Genomic DNA, 25,206 nt, shown 5'->3' on the forward strand with positions numbered 1-25,206 from the left:
TTGCACATGCGACATGAGGTTTCACATCGACCTCGAACCGGCGAACCACGCCGTGCGAGCCGGCGGCACCGGTCACGATCGCCGAAGGTTTCGTGAAGAAGGTATACCGAGGTTCGTATGCGGCGTAGTTCTGTGCGACCACCGACAGTGCGTGTCGTGGCCGGTTGTCGGAGCCGTGGGCTATCTGAGGCTGCGCCGCCGGGTGACCGCCGCCGCGACCGCCCCGCCGGCGGCGCCGAGGGCCAGCGCGGTGGGCACCCCGATCTTCGCGGCTTTGCGGCCGGTCCGGAAATCGCGGATTTCCCAGCCGCGGGCTTTGGCTACCTCACGCAGGTCGGAATCCGGGTTGATCGCGACCGCGGTGCCGGTGAGCGACAGCATGGGCACGTCATTATGGCTGTCGGAGTAGGCCGTGCAGCGTTTGAGGTTGAGGCCTTCCCGGATGGCCAGGGCACGGACGGCGTGCGCTTTACCGAGGCCGTGCAGAATATCGCCGACCAGGCGGCCGGTGAATTTCCCGTCGACGCTTTCGGCGACGGTGCCGAGGGCCCCGGTCAAACCGAGCCTTTTGGCGATCACCTGCGCGAGTTCGACCGGGGTCGCGGTGACCAGCCAGACCTGCTGTCCGGCATCGAGATGCATCTGTGCCAGCGCCCGGGTACCGGGCCAGATCTTGTCGGCGATGATCTCGTCGTAGATTTCTTCACCGAGAGCAGCGAGTTCTGCGGTGGACCGACCGGCGATGAATTCGAGCGCTTTCTCTTTACCGGTGGCCATATCGGTGCTGCTCTCTTTGCCGGTGATCCGGAACTTGACCTGCTTCCACGCGATATCGACCAGGTCGGCGCTGCGGAAATATTTGCGCGCGGCCAGACCTCGTGCGAAATGCACGATCGAGGCGCCCTGCACCATGGTGTTGTCCACGTCGAAGAACGCCGCCGCCGTGAGGTCACGGGGGATCTCCTGTGGCGGGAGACCGGTGGCCGCCCGCTCGGCGTCCTGTAGGGCGAGGGCGGCGTCCGCGCTGGCCTCACCGGCCACATTGGCGCGGACCTCCTCCTCGCTGGGTCCGAACGGGCTGCGCGATATGCGCGCCAGTTGCTCGGACAGACCCTGCCCGAGCGGGCCCAGATTCCATCGGACCGGAAGCTCCCCGAACCGGCCCGCGATGAACCCGGATTTCCCCACCTTCGATCGTTCCGGCACCAGTACCTCCGCCTGTTCGCGCGAATCACGTCCACACTAATGGGTACTGCGGGGCGAAGCTCATCCACAGGCCGCGCCCGGACGGAGCGAATGCGGCGGTACGTCCGGCCAGAGGTATGCCCGGGGACGTACTACAACCCGTCGCACCCGGTCCGGAAGCGGGTTGAATAGCGGCATGACGAACTCCACGACGCACGAGGTGACCCTGCTGACCCGCGCCGGTTGCGGGATGTGCGAGCGGGCGCTGGAACAGCTGCGCGGGATCTGCGCGGAATTCGGTATCGAGGTCGGCAGGGTGGATGTGGACGCGGTCGCCGCTACCGAGCCGGGCCTGCGCGCCGAATACGGTGACCGGCTACCGGTGGTGCTGCTCGACGGCCGTGAACACAGCTATTTCGATGTCGACGAGACGCGACTGCGGGCCGACCTGAATCGTTGACTGTGTCCGAATTCCGGCGGGGGATCGTACAAGGTGAGGTCGCGACACAAAATGAGTCGAATTTCACCGACTTTGTGCATGGGTTCACAAGCAGTTACGGTGGTGGCACGCGAACCGCAGGCCGGGGCGAGTATCCGGCCGCCGGTAGCAGGTGAATCAACCCGATATCCGACCCCGTCATCGGCGCATGGACCGCAACGGAGGTCGCCGAGCACCCGGGCCTCTTCAGCCCGGACGAGGAGCCGAGGACGTGACAGAGCACCATGAGACGCGCGACGTCTCCGGCGATGCTCCCAACGTCACCACCCGCACACTGCAGAAGGGCATTCCCCAGGCTACGGTGGCGCGGTTGGCCACCTATCTCCGGGTGCTCGCCCTGCTGACCGATGACGGTGTCGCCATCGTATCCAGTGAGGAACTGGCTGTCGCGGCGGGTGTCAATTCGGCCAAACTGCGCAAGGATCTGTCTTTCCTGGGCCCGAACGGAGTTCGCGGCGTGGGCTACGACGTCGCGCGGCTGCGGGCTCGGATCGAAGATGTGCTCGGGCTGTCCGGTGGTCACCGGGTGGTCCTCGTCGGCGCCGGCAATCTGGGACGCGCGCTCGTGGGTTATCGCGGGTTCCGGCGGCGCGGTTTCGCGGTGGTCGGAGTCTTCGACAACGACCCCGAGGTGGTCGGACGCGATGTCGAAGGTCTTCGGGTGCGTGATGCGTCCGGACTCACCGACGGCATCGCAGTGCTGCGCCCGACCATCGCGGTGATCGCGGTACCCGACGACGCCGCCCAGCGGGTGTGCGACGAACTGGTCGCCGCCGGGGTGCAGTCGATCCTGAGCTTCGCGTTGTGCCCGCTGACCGCACCGCCCGGTGTCGAGGTGCGGCGGGTCGACCTCGCGGTGGAAATGCAGATGCTCTCGTTCGAACGGGTCCGCAACGCCGACCTCGAGGAACCCGCCTCTACCTCCTCGGGGGACGATGTGACCACCGGAAATGTGGCGGAGAACGCCACCGAACCGGCGAATGATCCCGCTATGGGCGGCGTTGGAAGCAGTAGTGCCGTGCCGTCCGCCCACCCACTGAACGGTTCCGGCCGGATCGCCCGCCGGATGCCCGCGCATTCGTCGCCGGGTACCGCCGGGCTCTCCCACTGTGCGGCGCAGGCCGCCCAGACGACCTCGCATACGGCAACGGAGCCAACCAGCAAGGGATCGGTGGTCACACCATGAGCGTTCTTCTCGTCGGAATCTCACATCGCAGCGCGCCTGTCGCGATGTTGGAGAAGGTGGCGATCACCGATACCGATCGGCCCAAGCTGATCGACCGCATGCTGGCTTCGAGTCATATCTCCGAAGCGATGATCGTCTCCACCTGTAACCGAGTGGAGATCTATGCGGTGGTCGATGCGTTCCACGGTGGCTTGGCCGATATCGGCGAACTGCTGACGGCGCACTCCGGGCTGCCGATGCCGGAACTGACCCGGCACGCCTACGTCCGATACAGCGAGGCCGCCGCCGAGCATCTGTTCGCAGTAGCCAGCGGCCTGGATTCGATGGTCGTCGGCGAACAGCAGGTGCTCAGCCAGATCCGCAGCGCCTACACCACCGCCGACGCTCAGCAGGCCGTCGGGCGGACCTTGCACGAACTCTCCCAGCAGGCCCTGCGCGTCGGTAAGCGGGTGCATTCGGAGACCGGGATCGACCGGGCCGGTGCCTCGGTGGTGTCGGTGGCTCTGGATCGGGCGACCACGGTCCTCGGACCGCTGGCCGGCCGGACGGCCGCGGTGATCGGCGCCGGTGCGATGGGCGGCCTGTCGGTCGCGCATCTCGCCCGCGCCGGTATCGGGCGGATACTGGTGGTCAACCGCACCATCGAACGTGCCGAACGGCTCGCCGCGACAGCGGAATCCCACGCGGTGGCGGGGCATGCCCTCGAATTGTCCCGGCTCGCCGAGGCGCTGGTGGTCGCCGATGTGGTGGTCACCTGCACCGGAGCGGTGGGGTCGGTGGTCACCCTGGCCGATGCGCACAACGCGCTGTCGGACCGGGAGCGCGGAGTGGGCCGTCCGATGGTGTTCTGCGATCTCGGCCTACCGCGCGATGTGGATCACGCGGTCGCCGGGCTCCCCGGGGTCACCGTGATCGATATCGAGACTCTTCAGCACGACCCGGCCGCCGGTGCCGCTGCCGGTGATACCGCCGCTGCTCGCGCCATCGTCGCCGAGGAACTTGCCAAGTACCTGACCGGACAGCGGATGGCCGAGGTCACACCGACCGTCGCCGCGCTGCGGCAGCGGGCCGCCGAAGTCGTGGAGGCCGAACTGCTGCGGCTGGATTCGCGGTTGCCGCGGCTGGCCGACCCCGAACGCGACGAGGTCGCTCGCACAGTCCGGCGCGTGGTGGACAAACTGCTGCACGCGCCGACAGTGCGCGTCAAACAGCTGGCCAGCACACCGGGCGGGGACAGTTACGCCGAGGCGCTGCGCGAATTGTTCGAACTGAAACCCGGATCGGCCCAGGCGGTCGCGGCTCCCATGGAGATCAGCCGGGCCGAACACAACGGCGCCGGCTGGATGAGCCTGGACGGCGATATCGCCCTGGCCGACGATTTCACACCCGGCAGCCACGAAGACGAACAGGAGCAGTCGACATGACAATCCTGCAGGGCTCGGCCGCCTCCGCGGGCGCCGAGGGTCCCGGAACCGCCGGTCGACGGCCGTGGCGGATCGGCACCCGAGGCAGTCTGCTGGCGCGCACCCAAGCCGGCGATGTGCGCGACGCGTTGATCGAGACCGGGCAACCGGCGGAACTGGTGATCGTCGAAACGCCGGGAGATCTGTCCAGCGATCCGGTCGAGGAGATCGGCGTGGGCGTTTTCACCAGCGCATTGCGTGCCGAACTCGCCGCCGCGAACATCGATATCGCGGTGCACTCCTACAAAGACCTGCCCACCGCGCCCGACGATCGTTTCGTGCTCGCCGCGGTGCCGCTACGCCAGGATCCGCGGGATGCGCTCGTCGCCCGCGACGGCTTGGTGCTCGGTGAGCTACCGCCGGGTGCCGTAGTGGGTACCTCCGCGCCGCGCCGGATAGCGCAGGTGCGCGCGCTCGGCCTGGGCCTCGAGATCCGGCCGCTGCGCGGCAATCTCGACACCCGGCTGCGTCAGGTCGCCGAAGGCGAACTCGACGCTGTCGTGGTCGCCCGCGCCGGGCTGGCCCGGATCGGCCGGTTGGACGCTGTCACCGAGGCGCTGGACCCGGTGCAGATGCTGCCGGCGCCCGCGCAAGGGGCGCTGGCCGTCGAATGCCGCGCCGACGATACAGACTTGATCGAGCTGCTCGCCGTCCTCGACGATCCGGCCACCAGAACGGCCGTCACCGCGGAACGGGCGCTGCTCGCCGAACTCGAGGCGGGCTGCACCGCGCCCGTCGGAGCGATCGCCGAACTCGTCGAATCCTTGGACGACGACGGACGCATCGTCGAGGAGCTGTCGTTGCGCGGCTGTGCCGCCGCGCTCGACGGTTCCGATGTGATACGGGCCTCGACGGTGGGTGCACCGGCCGAGGCCGCCGAACTCGGCCGCGCCCTGGCCCGCGAACTGCTGGAGCTGGGTGCGCACGAGCTACTCGCGGCCGAACCCGGCATCGCGGAACCGGATCTCGCGAGAGCCGGGAACAACACCACCCCGGTGGGAACGAGCACCGCCGCAGCGCGATCGGGCGGCACCGCCGCGGAACCGAGCGCGGCTGCCGCGGGAACGAGCACCGCCACGGACTTCACCGAACCCAGTCCAATGGAGAACAACCGATGAGTCGAGCCAGCAAGAAGCATCCGGGGCGGATCCTGTTCGTCGGATCGGGCCCGGGGGACCCGGCATTGCTGACCACCCGATCACGCGAAGTGTTGTGCCGGGCCACCCTCGCGTTCACCGATCCCGATGTGGACGCCGGCGTGCTCGCCCTGATCGGCACCGAGGTCGAACCGGAACCGGACGGCGAGCGCCCGGTGGATGTCCGGCCCGCGCTCGGCGATCCCGCCGAAGTCGCCAAAACCCTGGTCGCCGAGGCGAAAGCCGGCCACGACGTGGTGCGGGTGGTCTCCGGTGACCCGCTCACCACCGACGCGGTCATCGCCGAGGTCACCGCGGTCACCCGCTCGCATATCGTGTTCGAGGTGCTGCCCGGGCTGCCCTCGGGTTCGGCCGTGCCGAGCTACGCCGGTATCGCGCTGGGCTCCGGTCACACCGAAGCCGATGTGCGCGGCGAAGTCGACTGGCCCGCCCTCGCCGCCGCGCCCGGACCGCTGGTGTTGCACGCCACCTCCGGGCATCTGGCCGAAACCGCCAGTGCCCTGGTGGAACACGGTATGGCGCCGCAGACCCCGGTCGCGGTCACCGTGCGCGGCACCACCCGTCAGCAGCGCACCATCGAAGCCACCCTGGCCACGTTGAACAGTGCTGCCTCCGAATTGGTCGGCCCGCTGGTGGTCACCATCGGTAAGGCGGTCGCGCAGCGATCGAAGATGTCGTGGTGGGAATCGCGGGCGCTCTACGGCTGGACCGTGCTGGTGCCCCGCACCAAGGACCAGGCCGGCGAAATGAGTGAACGGCTGGTCACCCACGGCGCCATCCCCAAAGAAGTGCCGACCATCGCGGTGGAACCGCCGCGTAGTCCCGCGCAGATGGAACGTGCGGTCAAGGGCTTGGTCGACGGCCGCTACCAGTGGGTGGTCTTCACCTCCACCAACGCGGTCCGCGCGGTCTGGGAGAAGTTCGCCGAGTTCGGTCTCGACGCGCGCGCGTTCTCCGGTGTGAAGATCGCCTGTGTCGGCGAAGCCACCGCCGAGCGGGTGCGAGCCTTCGGTATCAACCCGGAACTGCTGCCCAGCGGGGAACAGTCCTCGCTCGGTCTGCTGGCCGATTTCCCGCCCTACGACGACGTTTTCGACCCGGTGAACCGGGTGCTGCTGCCGCGCGCCGATATCGCCACCGAAACTCTCGCCGAAGGCCTGCGCGAACGCGGCTGGGAGATCGACGATGTCACGGCCTACCGCACGGTGCGTGCCTCTCCGCCGCCGGCGGAAACCCGCGAGATGATCAAAACCGGCGGATTCGACGCGGTGCTGTTCACCTCCAGCTCCACGGTCCGCAACCTGGTCGGTATCGCCGGGAAGCCGCACACGCGCACGATCGTGGCCTGCATCGGCCCGAAGACGGCCGAGACGGCCGTAGAGTTCGGGCTGCGGGTCGATGTGCAGCCGGAGGTCGCGCAGGTGGGTCCGCTCGTGGAAGCACTCGCCGAACACGCGGCCCGGCTCCGGGCTGAGGGGTTGCTGCCGCCGCCGCGGAAGAAGAGCCGACGCAGCAGGTAACTGTTTTTCCGCGGCGCCGGCGGCGCCGCGGGTCGAGGCCCCCGGGAGTCCCGCCCCTGCGCGAGCGGGGGCACCATCCCCTCGCTGACCGGCCCGCCTAGACTCCACACTATGAGCGGTATCGAACGTCCGCGGCGACTCCGGCGGACGCCCGCGTTGCGGCGGCTGGTGGCCGAGACCAGTCTGGAGCCGCGGCATCTGGTGTTGCCGATGTTCGTGGCGGACGGGTTGTCCGAACCTCGGGAGATCTCTTCGATGCCGGGGGTGTTCCAGCATTCGCTGGATTCGCTGCGCAAAGCCGGCGCCGAGGCCGTCGCGGCCGGTGTGGGTGGGTTGATGTTGTTCGGGGTCCCGAAGGCCGAGGACAAGGATCCGGTGGGCAGCGGGGCGACCGACCCGGAGGGCATTCTGAACCGGGGGTTGCGGGCGTTGGTGGCCGAGGTGGGGGATTCCACCGTGGTGATGGCCGATACGTGTCTCGACGAGTTCACCGATCACGGGCACTGCGGAGTGCTCGACAGCTCGGGCGCGGTGGACAACGACGCCACGCTGGAGCGGTACATGGAGATGGCGCTGGCGCAGGCCGAGGCCGGCGCCGATCTGCTCGGGACGAGCGGGATGATGGACGGCCAGGTGGGCGCCATCCGGGAGGCGCTGGACGAGGCGGGCCGGACCGATACCGCGATTCTCGCCTACGCGGCGAAGTACGCGTCGGCGTTCTACGGCCCGTTCCGGGAAGCGGTGGCCTCCTCGCTACAGGGCGATCGCCGCACCTATCAACAGGACGCGGCCAATCGCCGGGAGTCGATCCGGGAATTGGAACTGGACCTGGAACAGGGCGCCGATATCGTCATGGTGAAACCCGCGATGTCGTATCTCGATATTCTGCGCGAGGTGGCCGATCGTTCCCCGGTTCCCGTTGCGGCCTATCAGATCTCGGGCGAGTACTCGATGATCACGGCGGCGGCCGAACGCGGCTGGATCGATCGTCGCGGTGCCGTACTGGAATCGCTGACCGGGATCCGTCGCGCGGGCGCGGATATCGTCGCGACCTATTGGGCGACGGAGGCGGCGCTCTGGCTGTCATGACCCCGCCGGTGGATATCAGCACCGCGCGGCAACTGTGGTGGGGCGTAATCGGTTTGGGTGTGGGCCGGTTGTTCGTATCCCTGGCCGATACGCTGACCGACCGCGAGCGGTTCAGCGCGGAGTTCCGGGAGCGGATGCAATCCGCCGACCCTCAGATCACTCCAGCGATGGTCGATCTGCTGGTGACGGTGGGAGCGGTCCTGGGGGTGATTCTCGGGCTGGCGGTGGCCGCGCTGGGGGTGCTGGTGGTGCATCAGCTCGGCAGAGGAAAGCTGTGGGCGCGGACCTTGCTGACCTTTGTCGGGGTGTGGCTGGTGATCACCGGGGTCGCCGCGTTGTTCTCCATCGGAGTCGTGGAAGGTGTGGGGCCGCTGCTGTCGGGCGCGGCGTCCATCGTGCAGGCGGTGCTGGCCGGTGGCGCGATTTTTCTCTGTCAGCGGTCGGAGGCGGCGAAATGGTTCCTGCCCCCGCGTGGGCCAGGCGGGCCCGGAAACTCGTGACCCCGAACCAGGCCTTTCGACCTGGGCGTCGACAGCGGCACCGACCAGGCGGCGCGCTCAGATAACGAACGTGGAGTTTGTTCCCGGTATTCCGCCATGTATGGTGAGGGCTGTCACAGAGGACATGCCAACCGGCGGCCTCGGGTACCCGGCCAGTAGGGCGGAGACTCCACCGTCCGGGGATCGGAGGCGACGATGCGAGTGGTGATCCAACAGCCACAGAGTATTCGGCGGGACATGCTCGTACTGACTCTCATGGTCCTGTTCGGTGTTCTCACCGTCGCGGTTCTGCTGATTCCCGGCGTCATCGGCTGATACGAGTGGTGCTCGCTTCCGGCCGGTTCTTCCATGCCTGATCGAGTGGATACCGCCGAGGCGGCGGACGAGGTTCTTTTCTCCGAGCCAGGGGCGCGCTGGCGCGCAGTCGCCTACGGCCCACTGTTCTGTGTGTTGCTCTTGATCGCCGAGGTCGCGGTCGGAGCTACGCCGCACTGGTTCGTGCTGCTGTTCTGCGCAATATTGATCAGCGGTTTCGCGGTTCTACAGGTGTATGCCGCCCGTACCCACGCCAGTGTCGAGCTCACGGGCAGTTTCCTGCGTAACGGTCCCGAAACGACACCGGTCCGGTCCATCGCCGCGGTTTTGCCGGTGGATGCCGATGAACCCTGGGAGGACGGCCGGGCTCTCGGTGAGCTGACCGGTGTCCCGCGGCGGCGTACCGCGATCGGGCTGCGGCGTATCGATGGTGAGTTGGTACGTACCTGGGCGAAGGACCATCGTGCGTTGCGGGCGGCGTTGAACCAGGTGGTCACCGCATCCGGGACAGATCGTGATTCCGGACCGGGCACCGGTCGCGACGATTGATTATCGGGTCCCGCGCGGGCACCATCGGGTGAGCACATTCGAGTCGCCATCGATCCGAGGAGACCTGTGAACCGTTCGCTCGTGGTACCGGCCGCGGATATCGCGGCAGCGGTCCTCGCGCTCGCGTTGGCCGCGCTCTGCTGGAATCTCGGGGTGCAGAACACCGATTTCCCGGCGACCGGTGAGGTCCCGGCGTATACGGCGACCCGCTACGTGGGGCCCTGGCTGTTTCTCGCGATGCTGCTGGTCGCAGGTGCCGGTACGGCTGTTATCGATGGTGTGGCCCGGGTCTTCCGCACGCCCGGGCGTTCCTGAATCGCCCGGTCAGCGCCACTGCTGGTAGATATCGAACACCCGGCCGTGCGCGGCACCGGGGACATGGAAGAACACCAGGACCGACCCGCCGTTGTCCGCCGATTCCAGGATCACCTGGCGCAGTGAGGCGCGGACGCCGCCGTTCTCATCGCGGTAGAGGCGGGTATCGCTGTCGAGTCCCGCGCCGATCCGCGAGGGCGGAATCGTATGGTCCACCAGCGCCGGAATCGGGCCCTGGGCCAGTGCCGCGGTTTCGGGCTGACTCAGCCGTACTCCGCCGCGGGCATTGTCGGGGTCCAGGACCGGCTCGACAGCCGCCGCCGTCCCCGCGCCGAGTCCGGTTGCCAGGATTCCGAAGGCGACCGAGGCCAGCGACAGAGCCGCAGTACTCGAGGCAATACGCAAAACGACCTCCTGGCCGGTGATCCGCTGTTGATCCGACGCAGACAGACCTTACGCACTCGGGCCGTTACCCGGCTGTATTTGGCTCGGTAAGTGTCGACTCAGCGGTGTATGTCACGTATGCGCACCCTGTCGTCGACGTCGCCGCGGCGGGCTGCCAAACTGGAGGCCGTGAGTTCTCTGCGCGTGGCCGGTACGGCAGTGCCGGCCTCCAGTCAGCTTTTCCAGCGAGCCGAAGCGGTTGTTCCCGGTGGGGTCAATTCCCCGGTGCGGGCCTTCGGTTCGGTGGGCGGCACGCCGAGGTTCATCACATCCGCCCAGGGCTGTCGACTCACCGACGCCGACGGTAACGAGTACGTCGATCTGGTGTGCTCATGGGGACCGATGATTCTCGGGCACGCCCATCCGGCGGTGGTGGAGGCGGTCCGTGAGGTCGCTGGGTCCGGGCTGTCCTTCGGGGCGCCGACACCGGGCGAGGTCGAGTTGGCCGAGCTCATCGTCGAGCGGGTGGCGCCGGTGCAGAAGGTGCGGCTGGTGAATTCCGGTACCGAGGCGACCATGAGCGCGGTCCGGCTGGCGCGCGGCTACACGGGACGCGCCAAGATCATCAAATTCGCCGGGTGCTATCACGGTCATGTCGATGCCCTGCTGGCCGATGCCGGCTCCGGAGTCGCCACGTTCGCGCTGCCGACCTCCCCCGGCGTCACCGGAGCGCAGGCCGCCGACACGATCGTGGTGCCGTACAACGATCTGGACGCAGTACGCGCCGCCTTCGAAGCGAACCCGGGCGAGATCGCCGCGGTGATCACCGAGGCCGCCGCCGGCAATATGGGCGCGGTCGCGCCGCTGCCCGATTTCAATGCCGGGCTGCGCCGGATCACCTCCGATCACGGCACACTGCTGGTCATGGACGAGGTGATGACCGGTTTCCGGGTGAGCGCATCGGGCTGGTACGGACTCGATCCGGTGGCCGCCGACCTCTACACCTTCGGAAAGGTGATGAGTGGCGGGCTGCCCGCGGCGGCCTTCGGTGGCCGGGCCGACGTGATGGACCGGCTGGCGCCGCTGGGGCCGGTGTATCAGGCCGGCACATTGTCCGGAAACCCCGTCGCCGTGGCGGCCGGGCTCGCCACGCTGCGCGCCGCCGACGATGCTGTGTACGCCGCGCTGGACCGCAACAGCGAACGGCTCGGAATTCTGCTCACCGACGCCCTCACCGGCGCGGGGGTGCCACATCGTGTGCAGTTCGCGGGCAATATGGTGAGCGTGTTCTTCGCCGATGAACCGGTACTCGACTACGCCGCCGCCAAGGCGAGCGCGACCTGGCGTTATCCGGCCTTCTTCCACGCGCTGCTCGACGGCGGGGTGTACGCGCCGCCCAGCGCGTTCGAGGCCTGGTTCGTCTCGGCCGCGCTCGACGACGCCGCGTTCGACCGAATCGCCGCAGCCCTGCCCGCCGCCGCCGAAGCGGCCGCGAGCGCCACACCCGAAGGAACTCGCGCGTGAGCAAGCCCGACCCCGAGCGCGTATCCGCCGCCCCGGCCGACCGGGGCACCTCGTCGTCACCCGGCAACCCGGTATCTCCGCCGGATACCGGCGCCGATCTCCCGGCTGCCGGCCCGATCGCCGCTTCCGCGCCGTCGACCGGTACGGCCGATTCCGAAGCGGTCGAAACCATCGTCCACGTCCTGCGCCACGGTGAAGTGCACAACCCGCGCGGCATCCTGTACGGCAGGCTGCCGGGCTTCGGTCTGTCGGTGGCCGGGCGGGCCCAGGCCGGCGCGGTGGCGCGGGCGTTGGCCGACCACGACATCGCCGTGGTCATCGCATCTCCGTTGCAGCGCGCGCAGGAGACGGCCGAACCCATCGCGGGTGAACACGGGCTGATCGTGCGCACCGACGAGAACCTCGTCGAAGCCGGCAACACCTTCGAGGGCCTGCGAGTGTCGGTCGGTGACGGCGCGCTGCGCAAACCCCGGCACTGGTGGAAACTGCGCGATCCGTTCACCCCGTCCTGGGGCGAGCCCTATCTGCAGATCGCCCACCGCATGCTGGCCGCGGTGAACAAGGCCCGGGTGGAGTCGGCCGGTCGTGAGGTGGTGCTGGTCTCGCATCAGTTGCCGGTGTGGACCCTGCGCCGGTTCCTACAGGGGCAGCGCCTCTGGCACGATCCGCGCACTCGGCAGTGCGGTCTGGCCTCGCTCACCTCACTGGTGTACCGGGGTGACACACTCGTCGATATCGTCTACTCCGAGCCCGCGGGCGGTTCGGATCCGACGGTGCACGGCGCATGAACGGTCAGCGCCCGGCGGCGGTAGCGCAGCGTGACCACGCAGGGCGCCCGTTCTTGCGCCAGAAGGCAGAGCGCATGAACGGTCAGCGCCCGGAGGCGGTAGCGCAGCGTGACCACGCAGGGCGCCCGTTCTTGCGCCAGAAGGCAGAGCGCATGAACGGTCAGCGGCCGGAGGCGGTAGCGCAGCGTGACCACGTAGGGCGTCCGTTCTTGCGCGAGCGAAGGCAGAGCGCATGAGACGAGGTGCCGTGGTGTTCGGGTTCCGGCTGTTGCCGGCGCTCGCGGCGCTGCTGTGCCTGACAGTGGTGTCGGCCTGTTCGACCGGTACCGACGCGGTGGCCACCGGTGGCACCTTCGAATTCGTCTCGCCCGGCGGGCAGACCGATATCTTCTACGATCCGCCGTCCGAGCGTGGCACGATCGGCAAGCTCTCGGGTCCGGATCTGATGTCCGACGACGGTAAGAACGTGTCGGTGGACGATTTCCCGGGCCAGGTGGTCGTGGTCAATCTCTGGGGGCAGTGGTGCGGGCCCTGCCGTGGCGAAGCCCCCGCGCTCGAACAGGTCTACGAACAGACCAAGGATCTCGGGGTCGCTTTCCTCGGGATCAACGTCCGGGATTTCCAACAGGACAAAGCACAGGATTTCGTTATCGATAACCACGTCGGTTATCCGTCGATCTACGACCCGTCGATGCGCACACTTCTGGCGCTCGGTGGCAATTTCCCGACCAGTGTCATTCCCACAACTCTGATTTTGGATCGGGACCATCGGGTGGCAGCGGTTTTCCTGCGCGCCCTACTCGCAGAAGATCTTTTACCGGTGGTGCAGCGCATCGCCGCGGAGGGAGCATCATGAGAAGTCTTCGATCCCGAGGCGTACGACGCTACGGGGCGACCCGGCCACCGCGCGGAGTCCGCGCCGAGGTGCTGGTGAAGTCCTCGCTCGGTTCGTGGGAGCTACAGCCCGCGACCCAGCAGCCCGGCAGCGATCGGCGGGTGTCGAGTTCGCGCCCGTCGGGTGGCCGGGGCTCGACCGCGCCGGGCGGGCGTGGCGAAGAGCGCCGTGTGAACAACTCCGAGGGCGAATCGGAGCGTAGTTCGCGTTGACGGTGCTGGCAGGGGTGGGGGAATCGTTTCAGCAGACAGCGGCCACGGGGCCGTTGCTGCTCGCCCTCGGCGCCTGCCTGCTGGCCGGATTGGTGTCGTTCGCCTCGCCGTGTGTGGTGCCGTTGGTGCCGGGGTATCTGTCCTACCTGGCCGGTCTGGTCGGTGCGCAGGCGCCGCCGGTGACCGTGGACCAGGCTCGGCGCGCGCGGTCCGCGACGGCTGCGGGCGGGTCCGCGTCGGCGGTACTCACCGAGCCTGCCGCGCCCGCGGATTCGGTTCCGGTGACGGCCCCCGATTCGGGACGTTTGCGGGTCGCGGGCGCGGCGGGCCTGTTCGTCGCCGGTTTCACAATCGTGTTCGTCCTGGCCACCGCCACGGTTTTCGGGCTCATCCAGACCTTGAACGTCAACCGGGAGTTGTTGCAGCGGCTGGGTGGCGTGGTCACCATCGTGATGGGCCTGGCCTTCCTCGGTCTGATCCCGGCGCTGCAGCGTGATACCCGGATGGAGCCCCGCCGCCTCGCCGGGATCGCGGGGGCGCCGCTGCTCGGGGCCGTGTTCGCGCTCGGCTGGACGCCGTGCCTGGGCCCGACGCTGTCCGGTGTGATGGCGGTGGCCGCCGGTACCGAGGGCACCACCGCCGTGCGCGGGGTGGCCCTGATCGTCGCCTATTGTCTCGGGCTCGGACTACCGTTCGTGATCTTGGCCCTCGGGTCGGCGCGCGCGCTGCGCGGTGTCGGATGGTTGCGGCGTAATTCCCGCCGGATCCAGGTGGTCGGCGGAATTCTGCTGGTCGCGGTGGGGGCGGCCCTGGTGACCGGGGCCTGGGATCAGTTCGTCGGCTGGGTGCGTGATGGATTCGTCGCCGAGGTGACGCTGCCGATATGACCGTGACAGACCATCCCGAGGCGCCTCCGGTCCAGCCGCCCCGGCAGTCCCCGCTCGGCCGCGCTCTCGCCCTGCTACGCAACAGCTGGCGAGCGCTCACCAGTATGCGGACCGCGCTGGTGCTGCTGTTCCTGCTGGCGCTCGCCGCCATCCCCGGCGCGCTGCTGCCACAGCGCAGCCTGAACGAACAGAAGGTCGCGACCTATATCGCGGACCGGCCGGTGCTCGGTGAGTGGATGGACCGGTTCGAGCTGTTCGACGTGTTCTCCAGTTTCTGGTTCACCGCGATCTATGTGCTGCTGTTCATCTCTCTGGTGGGCTGCATCCTGCCGCGGACCGTGGACCACTACCGCGCACTCCGAACCCCACCGGTGCGGGTGCCGCGCAATCTGGCCCGGCTGCCGCACCACCACCGCGTAGTCCTCGACGGCACCCCGGACGAGATCGCCGAGCGGGCTCGGGCCCGCTTGCGCGGCTGGCGTACCGAGACGCGGCCGGGCGAGCGCGACGGTGAGGTCACCCTGTCGGCCGAGAAGGGTTACACCCGCGAACTGGGCAATCTGGTGTTCCATCTGGCCCTGGTCGGGCTCCTGGTCGCTGTCGCGGCCGGGAAGCTTTTCGGGTACGAGGGCAATGTGATCGTCATCGCGAACAACGGGCCCGGTTTCTGCACGACCTCGCCGGCGGTGTTCGATTCGTTCCGCGCCGGGAACGTGAACGACGGAACCGGGATGACCCCGATGTGTGTGAAGGTGAAGAACTTCCGGGCCGACTATCTCGACAACGGGCAGGCCGAGATGTTCACCTCCGATATCTCGTATCAGGAGGGCGCGGATCTGGCGGCCGGTACCTGGCGGGATAAGACCATCAAGGTGAACCATCCGCTGCGGGTCGGCGGAGACCGGGTCTATCTGCAGGGACACGGTTACGCACCGACGTTCACCGTGACCTTCCCGAACGGCGAGAAACGCACCGAAACCGTGCAATGGCAGCCCAACGATATGCAGACCTTCCTCTCCAGCGGAGTGCTGCGCGTCGATCCGCCGGGCGGTATGTTCGCTACCGACGAGCAGCGGCGGCAGAACCAGATCGCGATCGAGGGTCTGTTCGCGCCCACCGCGAGTTTCCACGGTTCGCTGCTCACCTCGGTGTATCCGGAGCTGACCGATCCTGCGGTGGCAGTGGATATCTATCGCGGTGACACCGGTCTGGATACCGGGCGCCCGCAGTCGATCTTCGCGCTGGATCAGGAGATGGTGGCGCAGGGCCGGCTCAGCAAGGAGGCCCGGGTGAATCTGCGGCCGGGGGAGACCACGAAACTGCCGGGTGGGACCGAAGTGCGTTTCGACGGTGCCGAGGAGTTCGTGAACCTGCAGGTTTCGCACGATCCCGCGCAGCAGTGGGTGCTGGTGAGCGCGGTGGTGATGATGGGCGGGCTGCTGGTCTCGCTGCTGGTTTCGCGGAGGCGGGTCTGGCTGCGGGTGACCCCGGAGGGTACCGTGGACCAACGACGCGTCGTAGTAGAGATGGGTGGGCTGGCCCGTACCGATCAGGCCGGCTGGGGCGGCGAGTTCGATCGTCTGCGCCACCGCCTGCTGGACGCGTCCGGCGACTGAACGCCGTCCCAGAACACGCGTGGGCGACCACGCACGGGCAGAAACTGCCCGACGAGCACCACGGTACGAACACGGGAGATGTAACGATGCCGATCGACGACACCCTCGCCGGCTACAGCGACCTCGCCTACAAGACGGCGATCGTCGTGTACGCGCTGGTGCTGGTGCTATTGATCGTGCAATACGCCTCGGCGCGGGTGCGGAAGGTGAGCGAGCGGGAGCTGGTTCCCGCCGGCGGCGTCGCCGCGGGCAGCGCTACCCCGGGCCGGATCGCCGAGGAACCGGCGATTCCGATGTCCGAGCGACTCGGCAACAGCGCGTTCTCGGTGTTGTTCGTGGCGGTTGCCCTGCATGTGGGTTCGATCGTGCTGCGCGGATTCTCGACCGGTCGTTTCCCGCTCGGCAATATGTACGAGTTCGTCGCCATGGCGACCGCGGCCGCCGCAGTGGTCGGTCTGGTGTTCATGCGGGACGCGCGCTATCGGGCGATGTGGGTCTTCCTGCTCGCACCCATGCTGATCCTGATGTTCCTCGCCGGCACGGTGCTCTATACGGACGCCGCCCCGGTGGTGCCGGCACTACGTTCGTTCTGGCTGCCGGTGCACGTCACGATCGTGAGCCTGGGCAGCGGGGTGTTCCTGGTATCGGGTGTGGCGAGTCTGCTGTTCCTCTACCGGCTGCGCCAGCCCGAGGGCGCGGAGTCCGCGAATATCCTGGGTGCGATCGCGGCCCGGCTGCCCGACGCCCGCACCCTGGACCGGCTGGCCTACCGCACCACCATCATCGGTTTCCCGCTCTTCGGCGCCGGAGTCATCCTGGGTGCCATCTGGGCGGAGGCGGCGTGGGGGCGGTTCTGGGGATGGGACCCGAAGGAAACCTGCTCGTTCATCGCCTGGGTGCTCTACGCCGCATATCTGCACGCACGGGCGACCTCGGGCTGGCGGGATACCAAAGCCGCGTGGATCAATGTGGCCGGATTCGTGGCGATGCTGTTCAACCTGTTCATCATCAATCTGGTCGTTTCGGGGCTGCACAGCTACTCCGGGCTGAACTGATCGGGCGGCTATTTCTCCGGCCGTAATGATCGTTACTCTGCCGCAATGCTCGGTTGCTATTGTTCGGTCGAGTTATTTGCTGAACTGTACAAGGCCCGGCCTGCGATTTATCGGGTGTGACCGGTCATTTCCCCTCCATAGCGCGGCGAGCAATGAGGAGAGCGGCAGTGGATTCGGAGAATTTCAGTTCGGATAACGGAGGCGATACCGATTACCGCGCGACACTGGCGGCCGACAACGCGCTCATCTGTGGCCTGGAGCCCGACTCCCTGCTCAGGCTGGTGCGCACCGCGGTAGGGCTGCCTGCCGAGGCGCTGGATCGCCTGGCCGTGGTCGCGGATAAATTGCGGGCCGTGGAAGGGCTGCCGCAATTGGACAGCACGGGTGATTGAACCTGCCCCTCCGGCCGCGGGAAACAACCCGCGGCCGGGCATTATCAGCGTGCGGCGATCAGTGTTCGGTAGATCCCGGATCGCCGTCCCGATGTTTCTGCTGACGCGAGATTCGCCAGAGGAATTCGGGATCGTCATCCGGGCCGAGAACACGCTTTCGGGTCGGTCCCGGAGCGGGCGTGCCGCCCCCGGGGCCGAATGCCTTCCAGCACAGCACCACGATCGCCACGATCGCGATGAGTGCCAACAGGTACATCACGTGGCTCACCTCCTCCACCGAGGTTAGCTCCCGGAACCCCCGACGGGTAAGGGCGGCCGGGGCGCCGGTGGTCCCGTTCCGCCGAGGTCGAGCTCAGCCGCGGTGTGAACGAGCGGCCGAGCTGCCCTGCGGGGTGCGGCTCGGCTACCCGCGTACCGTCGCCTCGGTGGTGAGCGATTCGAGCAACCGCATCACTTCCGATTCGCGGAACCGGCGATGTCCACCCGGAGTGCGCAGCGAACCGAGCCGTCCCGCATGCGCCCAGCGGGTGACGGTCTTGGGGTCTACGTGGAACAGGGTGGCAACCTGGCCCGGGGTCAACAGGTTCTCCTGCACCCCCACGGCGATCGCGGTCATGGCAAACCTTTCTGTTTCGTCACGTCTTCTCATCGGATTCCGACATAGTGGCACTGCGACCCCCGGGTGTTCGAACCACCTACTGTTGGTAAAGCGGAGGTAATGGACAAAACGGATACGCCGTGCGGACGCGCCCGGCGTGTCGCTTACGCTGGTCAGGTGAGTGACGCGAACCCATCCGAGGAACCGACCGGCCCCCGGCCCGGTACATCGCCGGGCCGCCGGCTGGCACGCAACCTGGCGCTCTACACCCTGGCTCGGCTGGTGTCGGTCGCGATACTCACCGCCGTGATCATGGCCGGAGCGGCGGTGGTCTCGGTGGAGATCCCACTGGTCGTCGCCATCCTCTTCGCGATCGTCATCGCGCTGCCGCTCTCGCTCACCCTGTTCAAGGGGCTGCGCGGGAAGGTGAATTCCGATATCGCGGCCGTGGACGAAGGCCGCCGCCGCGACAAGGCGCAATTGCGGGCCCGGCTGCGCGGCGACACCGAGACCGAGGGACCGGAGGATTCGCCCCCGGCCGAGACCGGGACCACGGCCGAGGGCGCGTCGGAACCGGATACGAAGCGGGGGGAACCGGGCAGTTCCGGCGGTCCGGCGTGAAAACGTGTGCGCGCGGCAACCCGCGCGGTTGGGCCGATGAAGCCGTCCGGCTCATCGATGCCGACGCCCAGCGCAGTGCCGACACCCATCTACTGCGCTATCCGCTGCCGGTGGACTGGAATGTTCAGCTCTACCTCAAGGACGAATCCACCCATATCACCGGCAGCCTCAAGCATCGCCTTGCGCGGTCCCTCTTCCTCTACGCCCTCTGCAACGGCTGGATCACCGAGGGCACCACGATCGTGGAGGCGTCCTCGGGTTCGACCGCGGTGAGCGAGGCCTATTTCGCACAGCTGCTCGGCCTGGAGTTCGTGGCGGTGGTTCCGGCCAACACCTCGCCGCAGAAGATCGCTCTCATCGAAGCCCAGGGCGGCCGGTGCCATTACGTCCGGCGCCCACCCGATATGTACAGCGAGGCGGCCCGGCTCGCCGAGGAATGCGGCGGGCACTACCTGGACCAGTTCACCAACGCCGAACGCGCGACGGATTGGCGCGGGAACAACAATATCGCCGAGTCGATCTTCGATCAGCTGACATTGGAGACCAATCCGGTGCCGGAGTGGATCGTCGTGGGCGCCGGCACCGGCGGTACCAGCGCGACCATCGGCCGATACCTGCGCTACCGCCGGTATCCGACCCGGCTGGCCGTCGTCGATCCGGACAATTCCGCGTTCTACGGGGCCTACGAAACCGGTCTGCGCGATTACACGACCGGTATGCCGTCGCGGATCGAAGGGATCGGCCGGCCCCGGATGGAACCCTCGTTCGTGCCGGAGGTGGTGGATCGGATGATCCACGTCCCCGACCCCGCCTCGATCGCGGCGGCCAGATTCGCGAGCAAGGGGCTGGGCCGGCGAGTGGGCGGTTCCACCGGGACCAACTTCTGGGGTGCGTGCGGGCTGATCGCGCAGCTGCTGGCCGACGGTCGCAGCGGCAGTGTCGTGACCCTGCTGTGCGATGGCGGCGAACGGTACGCGGGCACCTATTTCAGCGACGAATGGGTCTCGAGCCAGGGCTGGGACCTGATCGGGCCGACCGCCGCCCTGGAGGAGTTCGTGGCCACCGGCCGATGGCAGGCCTGACGCCGCCGGGGTGGTGAGGACGCGTTCCCCGGGCAGGCAGCGCATACGATGACGTCGGTATGGTTCTCGATCCGGGCCGCGCGCACGGCCGTCCTCCTCTGATTCCGGCGTCCACGGACGAACCGTTCGTGGTGACGCTGCTGGGTCGTATCGCGCTGCGCCGCGACGCCGGCCTGGTGGTGTTGCCGGGGACCCGGGCTCGGTTGCTGCTGGTGGCGCTGGCCCTGCGGCCGGGCCGCAGTCGCAGTGCCGCCGTGCTCATCGAGGAGGTCTGGGGCGGTGACCCGCCGCGCTCGCCGATGAACGCCCTGCACACCCAGGTCTCCCGGTTGCGGGCCGCGCTGCCCGACGGGGTGCTGGCGGCAGGTCCGGCCGGTTACCGGATCGCGCTGCGTCCGGAACAGGTGGACCTGACGGCCGCGCAGCAGTCCGCGCGCCGGGCCGGTGCCGCGTTGACCGCCGGTGACGCGGCGGAAGCATTGGCCGTTGTGGCCCGGGCCCGGGGGCTGTGGTGCGGTGAGCCGGGGACCGACCTCCCCCCGAGCGGGCCGGCAGTGGAACTCGCCGCCGCGGCCGCGGAATGCGCCGGGGCGCTCGACGATATCGAGCGGGCGGCTCGGGCGGCGACCGGTGATCTCGACGGCGCCGCCGAGATCGCTCGGGAACAGGCCAGGCAGCGCCCCGCGGACGAGGCCCGGGCCCGGACGCTGATGCAGTTGCTCGCGACAGCCGGCCGCACCAACGAGGCACTCGACGTTTTCGTCGCACTCCGCACGACCCTGGCCACCGAACTGGGCACCGATCCCGGGGCCGCGATCACCGAACTCAACACCGCGATACTGCAGGGCCGGTTCACCTCTCGTGCGCAACCGGAACTGCCCGGACCGGTTGCGCCGCCACCACCTGCGATCGCCGCCGTCGGGGTACGGGCCGAACCCAACGAATTGCTCGGGCGGGCCGATGATCTCACCGAACTGGCTCGCCTGCTGCGGGTTTCGCGGGTGACGACCGTGCTGGGGCCGGGTGGTGCCGGGAAGACCAGGGTGGCCAACGAACTCGCGGTGCGGGCCTCGGCGACCCAGCCGGTAGTGCTGGTGGAGCTCGCGTCGGTACGACCGGAGGGCACCGGCCGGGCCGCGGCGGTCGATATCGAGACCGCGATAGCAGGGGCGGTGGGTCTGGGGGAAACCGTGCGTGATCGTGCTCTGCCGCAGGTACGCCCGCCCACCGACAGCGGCCGCAAGCTGCGCGATGCGCTCTCGGCCCGCCCGATGCTGCTCGTGCTGGACAACTGCGAACATCTGATCGAGGGTGCGGCCGTGGTGGTGGCCGATCTGGTCGGCCGCTGTCCTCAGCTGACGGTGCTCACCACCAGCAGGTCACCGCTGGCGATCACCGCCGAAACGGTCTTTCCGCTGGCGCCTCTGGCGATCGACCCGGCCGGATCCCCGGCGACCGATCTGTTCGCGGCCCGGGCCCGCGCCGTGCGGCCCTCGGTGCGACTGGATGCGGCGGTCGTGGCACGGTTGTGTCACACGCTGGACGGTCTGCCGCTGGCGATCGAGCTCGCGGCGGCCCGGGTGCGGACCATGAGTGTGGAGGATATCGAGCGTCGGCTCGACCAGCGTTTCGCTCTGTTGCGTTCCGGCGATCGCGCGTCACCGGAACGGCATCGCACGCTACACGCCGTGATCGCCTGGAGCTGGAACCTGCTGGAGCCCGCCGAGCAGATCGCCCTGCGCCGGATGTGTCGCTTCCCCGCGGGTTTCACGCTCGACGCCGCGGAGCTGGTGGCGGGTGGGCCGGAGGTCGGCGATATCGCGACGGCGGTGGACGGGCTGGTCGGGCAATCGCTTCTGACGGTCGTGGAAGACGAAGGCGTCGAGACCGATCCGGGCCTGGGCGTGCGCTATCGGATGCTGGAGACGGTTCGCGAATTCGGCGAGCAGCAGTTGGTCGCCGCGGACAGCGGAACCGGCGCGGAGATCGAACTCGTGGAGTCCCGGATGGCCCGATGGGCGTGCGAATTCGCGGTGGCGCTCGCACAGCGATACCTGGCCGGCGATGAGATCGGACCCGCCCTGCTCATGGTCCCCGAACTGGACAACCTGGTCGCGGTGTTACGCCGGGCCGAGGCGGTCGGGGATCGGCACACCGTGTACGGGGTCTTCCCGGCAGTCTCCATGCGGTGGGTGGCGCAGGGGGCGCACCTGGAGTTGATGGGGTGGATACCGCGGCTGTTGGCGCTGCCGCCGCCGGATCGCGCGTCCGGTACCCACGCGGACCTCTACATGCTCTGTCATGCGATGACCGCGCTGCATCTGGCTTTCATGAGCCGCGGCATCCGTGAGCTGGCGGTGGTGCGGTTCCGGGCTCGTGCGCTGCTGCGGCACGGGACCGGGATGGACGGGGCTCTCCGATTCCTCGGGCAGCTGCTCACCTACCCCGCCGATACGACTCGGATCGCCCGCCTGCTCGCGAACGGGTCACGTTCGGACGACCCACAGATCAGAGTGGTCGCTCTGGTGGCCCGGGCGAATATCTGGGAGAACATGGGCCGGATCTTCGCTTCCCGTCGCGACGCGCGGGCCGCCCGATTGCTCACGACCGAGACGGAGGTGTGGAGCCGGGCGATGGTGGTGCAGCATCTGGGCGCACTGGAAGGCCAGACTGCGCACTACCGCGAGTCGGTCGGCTACTACGAGGAGGCCGCCGAACTGCTGTACCGGATCCGTGCCTACGACGAAAGCCTCGAGATGCGGTCGTTCATGGCGGTCTCGCTGGCCGGTAGCGGGGAGCCGGAATGGGCACGGCGGGAGCTCGCCGCCGCACTGGGGCTGTCCGATTCCGGCGGGGCGGGGTTGGAGTTGATCGACGACCCGACCATCCGCCGCAATCATCGGTTGTCGACGATCGCGGCCGGTCTGGCGGAGATCGAACTCGCCGAAGGCGATATCGATGCGGGTCTGGCCCATTTCCGGCGTGCGGTGGATCTGCTGGGCTGGCCCGGAGACGAATTCACCCCCGGCCCGGGGGCGTTGCTGGTGTGTTCGACGACTGTCGCCGCGCATGTACTGGCCGGGCGGATAGAGGCGGTCGCGGCGCTGATTCCCGAACTGGCCGTCACCGCGCTGGAACGGCTCGGCGTGGTACCCGATCTCCCACAGATCGGCGCGGTGGCCTGTGCGCTGGGCTCGGCACTGCTGGCCCTGGACGAGCATTCCGGGGTAGGGGTCGAACTGCTCGCGCTGGCAACGGTGGCGACGGGCCGGCAGGACTACCCCGTCATGCGGTGGGAGCGGCATCATGAGCTGTGGCGGGAGCGGCTCGGCGGGCTCCGGCTGGACGAGGCCGTGGACAGAGCCCGGCGGTTGCGCCGGAAGGCGGCCGGGGCGCGGATCTTGGAATTGATCGGGACGGTCGGTGCGGAAACGGGCGCGCCGGGCCCGCTCGCTCGGCCTGTGACCGATTGAGCGGGCCCTGGACGCGTCCGAGTCACGCGCGGCGCATATAGGCCCGTACGGTCAGCGGCGCGAACACCGCGACGATCGCGGCGGCGCCGACCAGCGACCAGAGCACGTGTATGCCGATATGTCCGGAGTTCATCAGGTCCCGGCAGGCCCACACCAGATGGGAGACCGGGTTGACGTCGATGAATGCCTGCAGCCAGCCCGGCATTGTCTCCTTGGGAACGAACGCCGGTGAGGCGAAGGTCAATGGGAACATGACCAGCATCGAATAGCCCTGCACCGCCGAGGCCTTGTTGGCGATCACACCGAAGAAGGCCCAGATCCAACTGGTCGCGAAGGAGCAGGCCACGACCAGCAGCACCGCCAGCAGGACACCGGCAGGTTCGGGGCGGTAGCCCATGATGAAACCCATCACCACGGTCAGTACCGAGGCGATGCCGTAACGCACCATATCGGCGGTGAGGGCGCCCGACAGGGCGGCGATCCGGGCTATCGGCAAGGATTTGAAGCGGTCGAAGACCCCTTTCTCCATATCCTCTTTGAGCTGTACACCGGTGACCACCGAGGTCATCACCACGGTCTGCACCAGGATGCCCGGAATGATCACCGGCAGATAACTTTTCACGTCGCCGGAGATGGCCCCGCCGAAGATGTAGGTGAACATGAGGGTGAAGATCACCGGCTGGATCACCACGTCGAACAGTTGCTCGGGGTTGTGCTTGATCTTGAGCAGGCCGCGGTAGGCCAAGGTGAGAGTGTTCTCGAAAGTCTTGCGCAGCCCGATACGGGCGGCCGGTTCCGGAATCCGCGCAGCCGCAACGGGCGGCACGGGTTCGGTCAGTGTCGTGGTCATGCTGCGGTCCGTTCGGTTTCGGTTTCGGTATCGGCGTCGGCCGGGCGGCCGGTGAGGGTCAGGAAGACTTCGTCGAGGCTGGGCTTGGACACGGTGATCTCCTCCACCGCGATATCGAAGTCGCGCAGCCTGATCAGGAGATCGGTGGTGCTGTTCGGATCGGGCAGCGCGGCGGTGAGCCGACCGGCCTCCGGAGTGGCCTGAGCTTCGGTGTCCAATACCTCGGTGATGATCCGGCGGGCGGTTTCGAGCTGCGCGCGGTCGGCGATGGTCAGGTGCAGTGAGGAACCACCGATGGACGCTTTCAGTTCGTCGGCGGTGCCGTCGGCGATCACCCGTCCGTGATCGATCACCGCGATCCGATCGGCCAGCTGGTCGGCCTCGTCCAGATACTGGGTGGTGAGCAGGACGGTGGTGCCGCCCCGCACCAGCCTGCGGATGGTCTCCCACATCTGGGCCCGGGTACGCGGGTCCAGACCGGTGGTCGGTTCGTCGAGGAACAGCAGCGGCGGGGTCGCGATGAGGCCCGCCGCCAGGTCCAGCCGGCGGCGCATTCCGCCGGAGAAGTTCTTCAGCGATTTGTTCGCGGCATCGGTGAGCTCGAATTCCTCGAGTAGTTCGGCGGTCCGCACTCTGGCCGCCGATCGGCTCAGTCCGAGCAGCCGGGAGAAGACCATCAGGTTCTCGGTGGCCGTCAGATCCTCGTCGACCGAGGCGTACTGGCCGGTCACCCCGATGAGCGACCGCACCGCCCCTGGTTCGGCGACGACATCGTGGCCGAAGATCCGGGCACTGCCGGCGTCTGGGCGCAGCAGGGTGGCGAGCATACGGATGGTCGTGGTCTTTCCCGCCCCGTTCGGTCCGAGCACGCCGTAGACCGACCCTTGCGGGACGGTGAGGCTGACCCCGTCGACGGCCCGCTGGGTGCCGAATACTTTGACCAGATCGTTCGCTTCGATCGCGAACGAGGCCGCTGTCGCGTGTTTCGTCATGTCGGCCAGGTTCCTCTTCCCGGCTTGCACGGCTCTTGCGCCGCGATTGCGTCCACCTG

General features: G+C 68.1%; 26 protein-coding genes. 20 read left to right on the forward strand and 6 right to left on the reverse strand.

Features of this window, described 5'->3' with window-relative positions:
• Positions 1-180 precede the first annotated feature (180 nt).
• Positions 181-1,206 (reverse strand): HAD family hydrolase, encoded by a 1,026-nt coding sequence (locus OG405_RS28215; protein WP_442790628.1) that lies wholly within the window; start codon positions 1,204-1,206, stop codon positions 181-183.
• A 175-nt stretch (positions 1,207-1,381) separates the two neighbouring features.
• Here OG405_RS28215 and OG405_RS28220 point away from each other — a divergent pair, with 175 nt between their 5' ends.
• The 9 genes from OG405_RS28220 to OG405_RS28260 all read left to right on the forward strand — a co-directional run bounded on the left by OG405_RS28220 (position 1,382) and on the right by OG405_RS28260 (position 9,778).
• Positions 1,382-1,645 carry a glutaredoxin family protein gene (locus tag OG405_RS28220; RefSeq protein WP_327149436.1) on the forward strand — a complete coding sequence of 88 codons (264 nt, stop codon included), beginning with the start codon at positions 1,382-1,384 and terminating at the stop codon, positions 1,643-1,645.
• A 250-nt stretch (positions 1,646-1,895) separates the two neighbouring features.
• A complete protein-coding gene (locus tag OG405_RS28225; RefSeq protein ID WP_327149437.1) occupies positions 1,896-2,870 on the forward strand; it encodes a redox-sensing transcriptional repressor Rex in 975 nt (324 codons plus the stop codon).
• Positions 2,867-4,294, forward strand: coding sequence for a glutamyl-tRNA reductase (locus OG405_RS28230; protein WP_327149438.1), 1,428 nt, complete (start codon positions 2,867-2,869; stop codon positions 4,292-4,294). Before OG405_RS28225 ends, OG405_RS28230 begins: the two co-directional genes overlap by 4 nt.
• Entirely contained in the window at positions 4,291-5,451 is a 1,161-nt protein-coding gene (hemC, locus tag OG405_RS28235) for a hydroxymethylbilane synthase (protein WP_327149439.1), read from the forward strand. The genes OG405_RS28230 and hemC overlap by 4 nt, the downstream gene beginning before the upstream one ends.
• Positions 5,448-7,010, forward strand: coding sequence for a bifunctional uroporphyrinogen-III C-methyltransferase/uroporphyrinogen-III synthase (locus OG405_RS28240; RefSeq protein WP_327149440.1), 1,563 nt, complete (start codon positions 5,448-5,450; stop codon positions 7,008-7,010). Before hemC ends, OG405_RS28240 begins: the two co-directional genes overlap by 4 nt.
• Positions 7,011-7,121: 111 nt before the next feature.
• On the forward strand, positions 7,122-8,099 hold the full coding sequence (gene hemB, locus OG405_RS28245; protein WP_327149441.1) for a porphobilinogen synthase: 978 nt from the start codon (positions 7,122-7,124) through the stop codon (positions 8,097-8,099).
• On the forward strand, positions 8,096-8,599 hold the full coding sequence (locus OG405_RS28250) for a hypothetical protein (RefSeq protein ID WP_327149443.1): 504 nt from the start codon (positions 8,096-8,098) through the stop codon (positions 8,597-8,599). Before hemB ends, OG405_RS28250 begins: the two co-directional genes overlap by 4 nt.
• Before the next feature lie 348 nt (positions 8,600-8,947).
• Positions 8,948-9,463 (forward strand): hypothetical protein, encoded by a 516-nt coding sequence (locus OG405_RS28255; RefSeq protein WP_327149444.1) that lies wholly within the window; start codon positions 8,948-8,950, stop codon positions 9,461-9,463.
• A 66-nt stretch (positions 9,464-9,529) separates the two neighbouring features.
• Positions 9,530-9,778, forward strand: coding sequence for a hypothetical protein (locus OG405_RS28260; RefSeq protein ID WP_327149445.1), 249 nt, complete (start codon positions 9,530-9,532; stop codon positions 9,776-9,778).
• Between the two features lie 9 nt (positions 9,779-9,787).
• On the opposite strand, the gene OG405_RS28265 is transcribed toward OG405_RS28260, so the two are convergent.
• Positions 9,788-10,183 (reverse strand): hypothetical protein, encoded by a 396-nt coding sequence (locus OG405_RS28265; RefSeq protein ID WP_327149446.1) that lies wholly within the window; start codon positions 10,181-10,183, stop codon positions 9,788-9,790.
• Positions 10,184-10,351: 168 nt separating this feature from the next.
• Between OG405_RS28265 and hemL the strand changes: the two genes are divergently transcribed.
• From hemL to OG405_RS28305, 8 genes are all read left to right on the forward strand, one after another.
• The gene (hemL, locus tag OG405_RS28270) at positions 10,352-11,686 is read left to right on the forward strand and encodes a glutamate-1-semialdehyde 2,1-aminomutase (protein ID WP_442790629.1); all 1,335 of its coding nucleotides are present in this window, start codon (positions 10,352-10,354) and stop codon (positions 11,684-11,686) included.
• 116 nt (positions 11,687-11,802) lie between these two features.
• Entirely contained in the window at positions 11,803-12,474 is a 672-nt protein-coding gene (locus tag OG405_RS28275) for a histidine phosphatase family protein (protein ID WP_327152564.1), read from the forward strand.
• Positions 12,475-12,706: 232 nt separating this feature from the next.
• Complete coding sequence (locus OG405_RS28280) at positions 12,707-13,330, forward strand: TlpA disulfide reductase family protein (RefSeq protein WP_327149447.1); 624 nt, start codon at positions 12,707-12,709, stop codon at positions 13,328-13,330.
• Positions 13,327-13,581, forward strand: a complete 255-nt coding sequence (locus tag OG405_RS28285; RefSeq protein WP_327149448.1) for a hypothetical protein — start codon at positions 13,327-13,329, stop codon at positions 13,579-13,581. Before OG405_RS28280 ends, OG405_RS28285 begins: the two co-directional genes overlap by 4 nt.
• The gene (locus OG405_RS28290) at positions 13,578-14,468 is read left to right on the forward strand and encodes a cytochrome c biogenesis CcdA family protein (RefSeq protein WP_327149449.1); all 891 of its coding nucleotides are present in this window, start codon (positions 13,578-13,580) and stop codon (positions 14,466-14,468) included. The genes OG405_RS28285 and OG405_RS28290 overlap by 4 nt, the downstream gene beginning before the upstream one ends.
• Positions 14,465-16,084 carry a cytochrome c biogenesis protein ResB gene (resB, locus tag OG405_RS28295; protein WP_327149450.1) on the forward strand — a complete coding sequence of 540 codons (1,620 nt, stop codon included), beginning with the start codon at positions 14,465-14,467 and terminating at the stop codon, positions 16,082-16,084. The genes OG405_RS28290 and resB overlap by 4 nt, the downstream gene beginning before the upstream one ends.
• Before the next feature lie 86 nt (positions 16,085-16,170).
• Positions 16,171-17,139 carry a c-type cytochrome biogenesis protein CcsB gene (ccsB, locus tag OG405_RS28300; protein ID WP_327149451.1) on the forward strand — a complete coding sequence of 323 codons (969 nt, stop codon included), beginning with the start codon at positions 16,171-16,173 and terminating at the stop codon, positions 17,137-17,139.
• Positions 17,140-17,306: 167 nt separating this feature from the next.
• Entirely contained in the window at positions 17,307-17,531 is a 225-nt protein-coding gene (locus tag OG405_RS28305) for a hypothetical protein (protein WP_327149452.1), read from the forward strand.
• Between the two features lie 58 nt (positions 17,532-17,589).
• Here the strand turns inward: OG405_RS28305 and OG405_RS28310 are convergent, their stop codons facing one another.
• Both OG405_RS28310 and OG405_RS28315 read right to left on the reverse strand, forming a co-directional pair.
• Entirely contained in the window at positions 17,590-17,790 is a 201-nt protein-coding gene (locus tag OG405_RS28310; RefSeq protein WP_327149453.1) for a hypothetical protein, read from the reverse strand.
• 144 nt (positions 17,791-17,934) lie between these two features.
• Positions 17,935-18,147, reverse strand: a complete 213-nt coding sequence (locus OG405_RS28315; RefSeq protein ID WP_327149454.1) for a BldC family transcriptional regulator — start codon at positions 18,145-18,147, stop codon at positions 17,935-17,937.
• Positions 18,148-18,306: 159 nt separating this feature from the next.
• On the opposite strand from OG405_RS28315, the gene OG405_RS28320 reads away from it, so the two are divergent.
• The 3 genes from OG405_RS28320 to OG405_RS28330 are packed head-to-tail and all read left to right on the forward strand — an operon-like array spanning position 18,307 to position 23,305.
• Positions 18,307-18,750, forward strand: coding sequence for a DUF4229 domain-containing protein (locus OG405_RS28320; protein WP_327149455.1), 444 nt, complete (start codon positions 18,307-18,309; stop codon positions 18,748-18,750).
• Positions 18,747-19,832 (forward strand): PLP-dependent cysteine synthase family protein, encoded by a 1,086-nt coding sequence (locus OG405_RS28325; RefSeq protein ID WP_327149456.1) that lies wholly within the window; start codon positions 18,747-18,749, stop codon positions 19,830-19,832. Before OG405_RS28320 ends, OG405_RS28325 begins: the two co-directional genes overlap by 4 nt.
• Positions 19,833-19,891: 59 nt before the next feature.
• Complete coding sequence (locus tag OG405_RS28330) at positions 19,892-23,305, forward strand: BTAD domain-containing putative transcriptional regulator (protein ID WP_327149457.1); 3,414 nt, start codon at positions 19,892-19,894, stop codon at positions 23,303-23,305.
• A 22-nt stretch (positions 23,306-23,327) separates the two neighbouring features.
• Here OG405_RS28330 and OG405_RS28335 read toward each other — a convergent pair whose 3' ends face one another.
• Entirely contained in the window at positions 23,328-24,155 is an 828-nt protein-coding gene (locus OG405_RS28335; RefSeq protein WP_327149458.1) for an ABC transporter permease, read from the reverse strand.
• Positions 24,152-25,147, reverse strand: a complete 996-nt coding sequence (locus tag OG405_RS28340; RefSeq protein WP_327149459.1) for an ATP-binding cassette domain-containing protein — start codon at positions 25,145-25,147, stop codon at positions 24,152-24,154. Before OG405_RS28340 ends, OG405_RS28335 begins: the two co-directional genes overlap by 4 nt.
• Positions 25,148-25,206 lie beyond the last annotated feature (59 nt).

This window comes from Nocardia sp. NBC_01329, assembly GCF_035956715.1.
GTDB lineage: Bacteria > Actinomycetota > Actinomycetes > Mycobacteriales > Mycobacteriaceae > Nocardia.

Coding starts and splice junctions, on each gene's coding strand:
- OG405_RS28220 (WP_327149436.1), top strand. CDS start 1,382: ATGACGAACTCCACGACGCACGAGGTGACCCTGCTGACCCGCGCCGGT.
- OG405_RS28230 (WP_327149438.1), top strand. CDS start 2,867: ATGAGCGTTCTTCTCGTCGGAATCTCACATCGCAGCGCGCCTGTCGCG.
- hemC (WP_327149439.1), top strand. CDS start 4,291: ATGACAATCCTGCAGGGCTCGGCCGCCTCCGCGGGCGCCGAGGGTCCC.
- OG405_RS28240 (WP_327149440.1), top strand. CDS start 5,448: ATGAGTCGAGCCAGCAAGAAGCATCCGGGGCGGATCCTGTTCGTCGGA.
- hemB (WP_327149441.1), top strand. CDS start 7,122: ATGAGCGGTATCGAACGTCCGCGGCGACTCCGGCGGACGCCCGCGTTG.
- OG405_RS28250 (WP_327149443.1), top strand. CDS start 8,096: ATGACCCCGCCGGTGGATATCAGCACCGCGCGGCAACTGTGGTGGGGC.
- OG405_RS28255 (WP_327149444.1), top strand. CDS start 8,948: ATGCCTGATCGAGTGGATACCGCCGAGGCGGCGGACGAGGTTCTTTTC.
- OG405_RS28280 (WP_327149447.1), top strand. CDS start 12,707: ATGAGACGAGGTGCCGTGGTGTTCGGGTTCCGGCTGTTGCCGGCGCTC.
- OG405_RS28285 (WP_327149448.1), top strand. CDS start 13,327: ATGAGAAGTCTTCGATCCCGAGGCGTACGACGCTACGGGGCGACCCGG.
- resB (WP_327149450.1), top strand. CDS start 14,465: ATGACCGTGACAGACCATCCCGAGGCGCCTCCGGTCCAGCCGCCCCGG.
- ccsB (WP_327149451.1), top strand. CDS start 16,171: ATGCCGATCGACGACACCCTCGCCGGCTACAGCGACCTCGCCTACAAG.
- OG405_RS28315 (WP_327149454.1), bottom strand. CDS start 18,147: ATGACCGCGATCGCCGTGGGGGTGCAGGAGAACCTGTTGACCCCGGGC.
- OG405_RS28330 (WP_327149457.1), top strand. CDS start 19,892: ATGGTTCTCGATCCGGGCCGCGCGCACGGCCGTCCTCCTCTGATTCCG.
- OG405_RS28335 (WP_327149458.1), bottom strand. CDS start 24,155: ATGACCACGACACTGACCGAACCCGTGCCGCCCGTTGCGGCTGCGCGG.
- OG405_RS28340 (WP_327149459.1), bottom strand. CDS start 25,147: ATGACGAAACACGCGACAGCGGCCTCGTTCGCGATCGAAGCGAACGAT.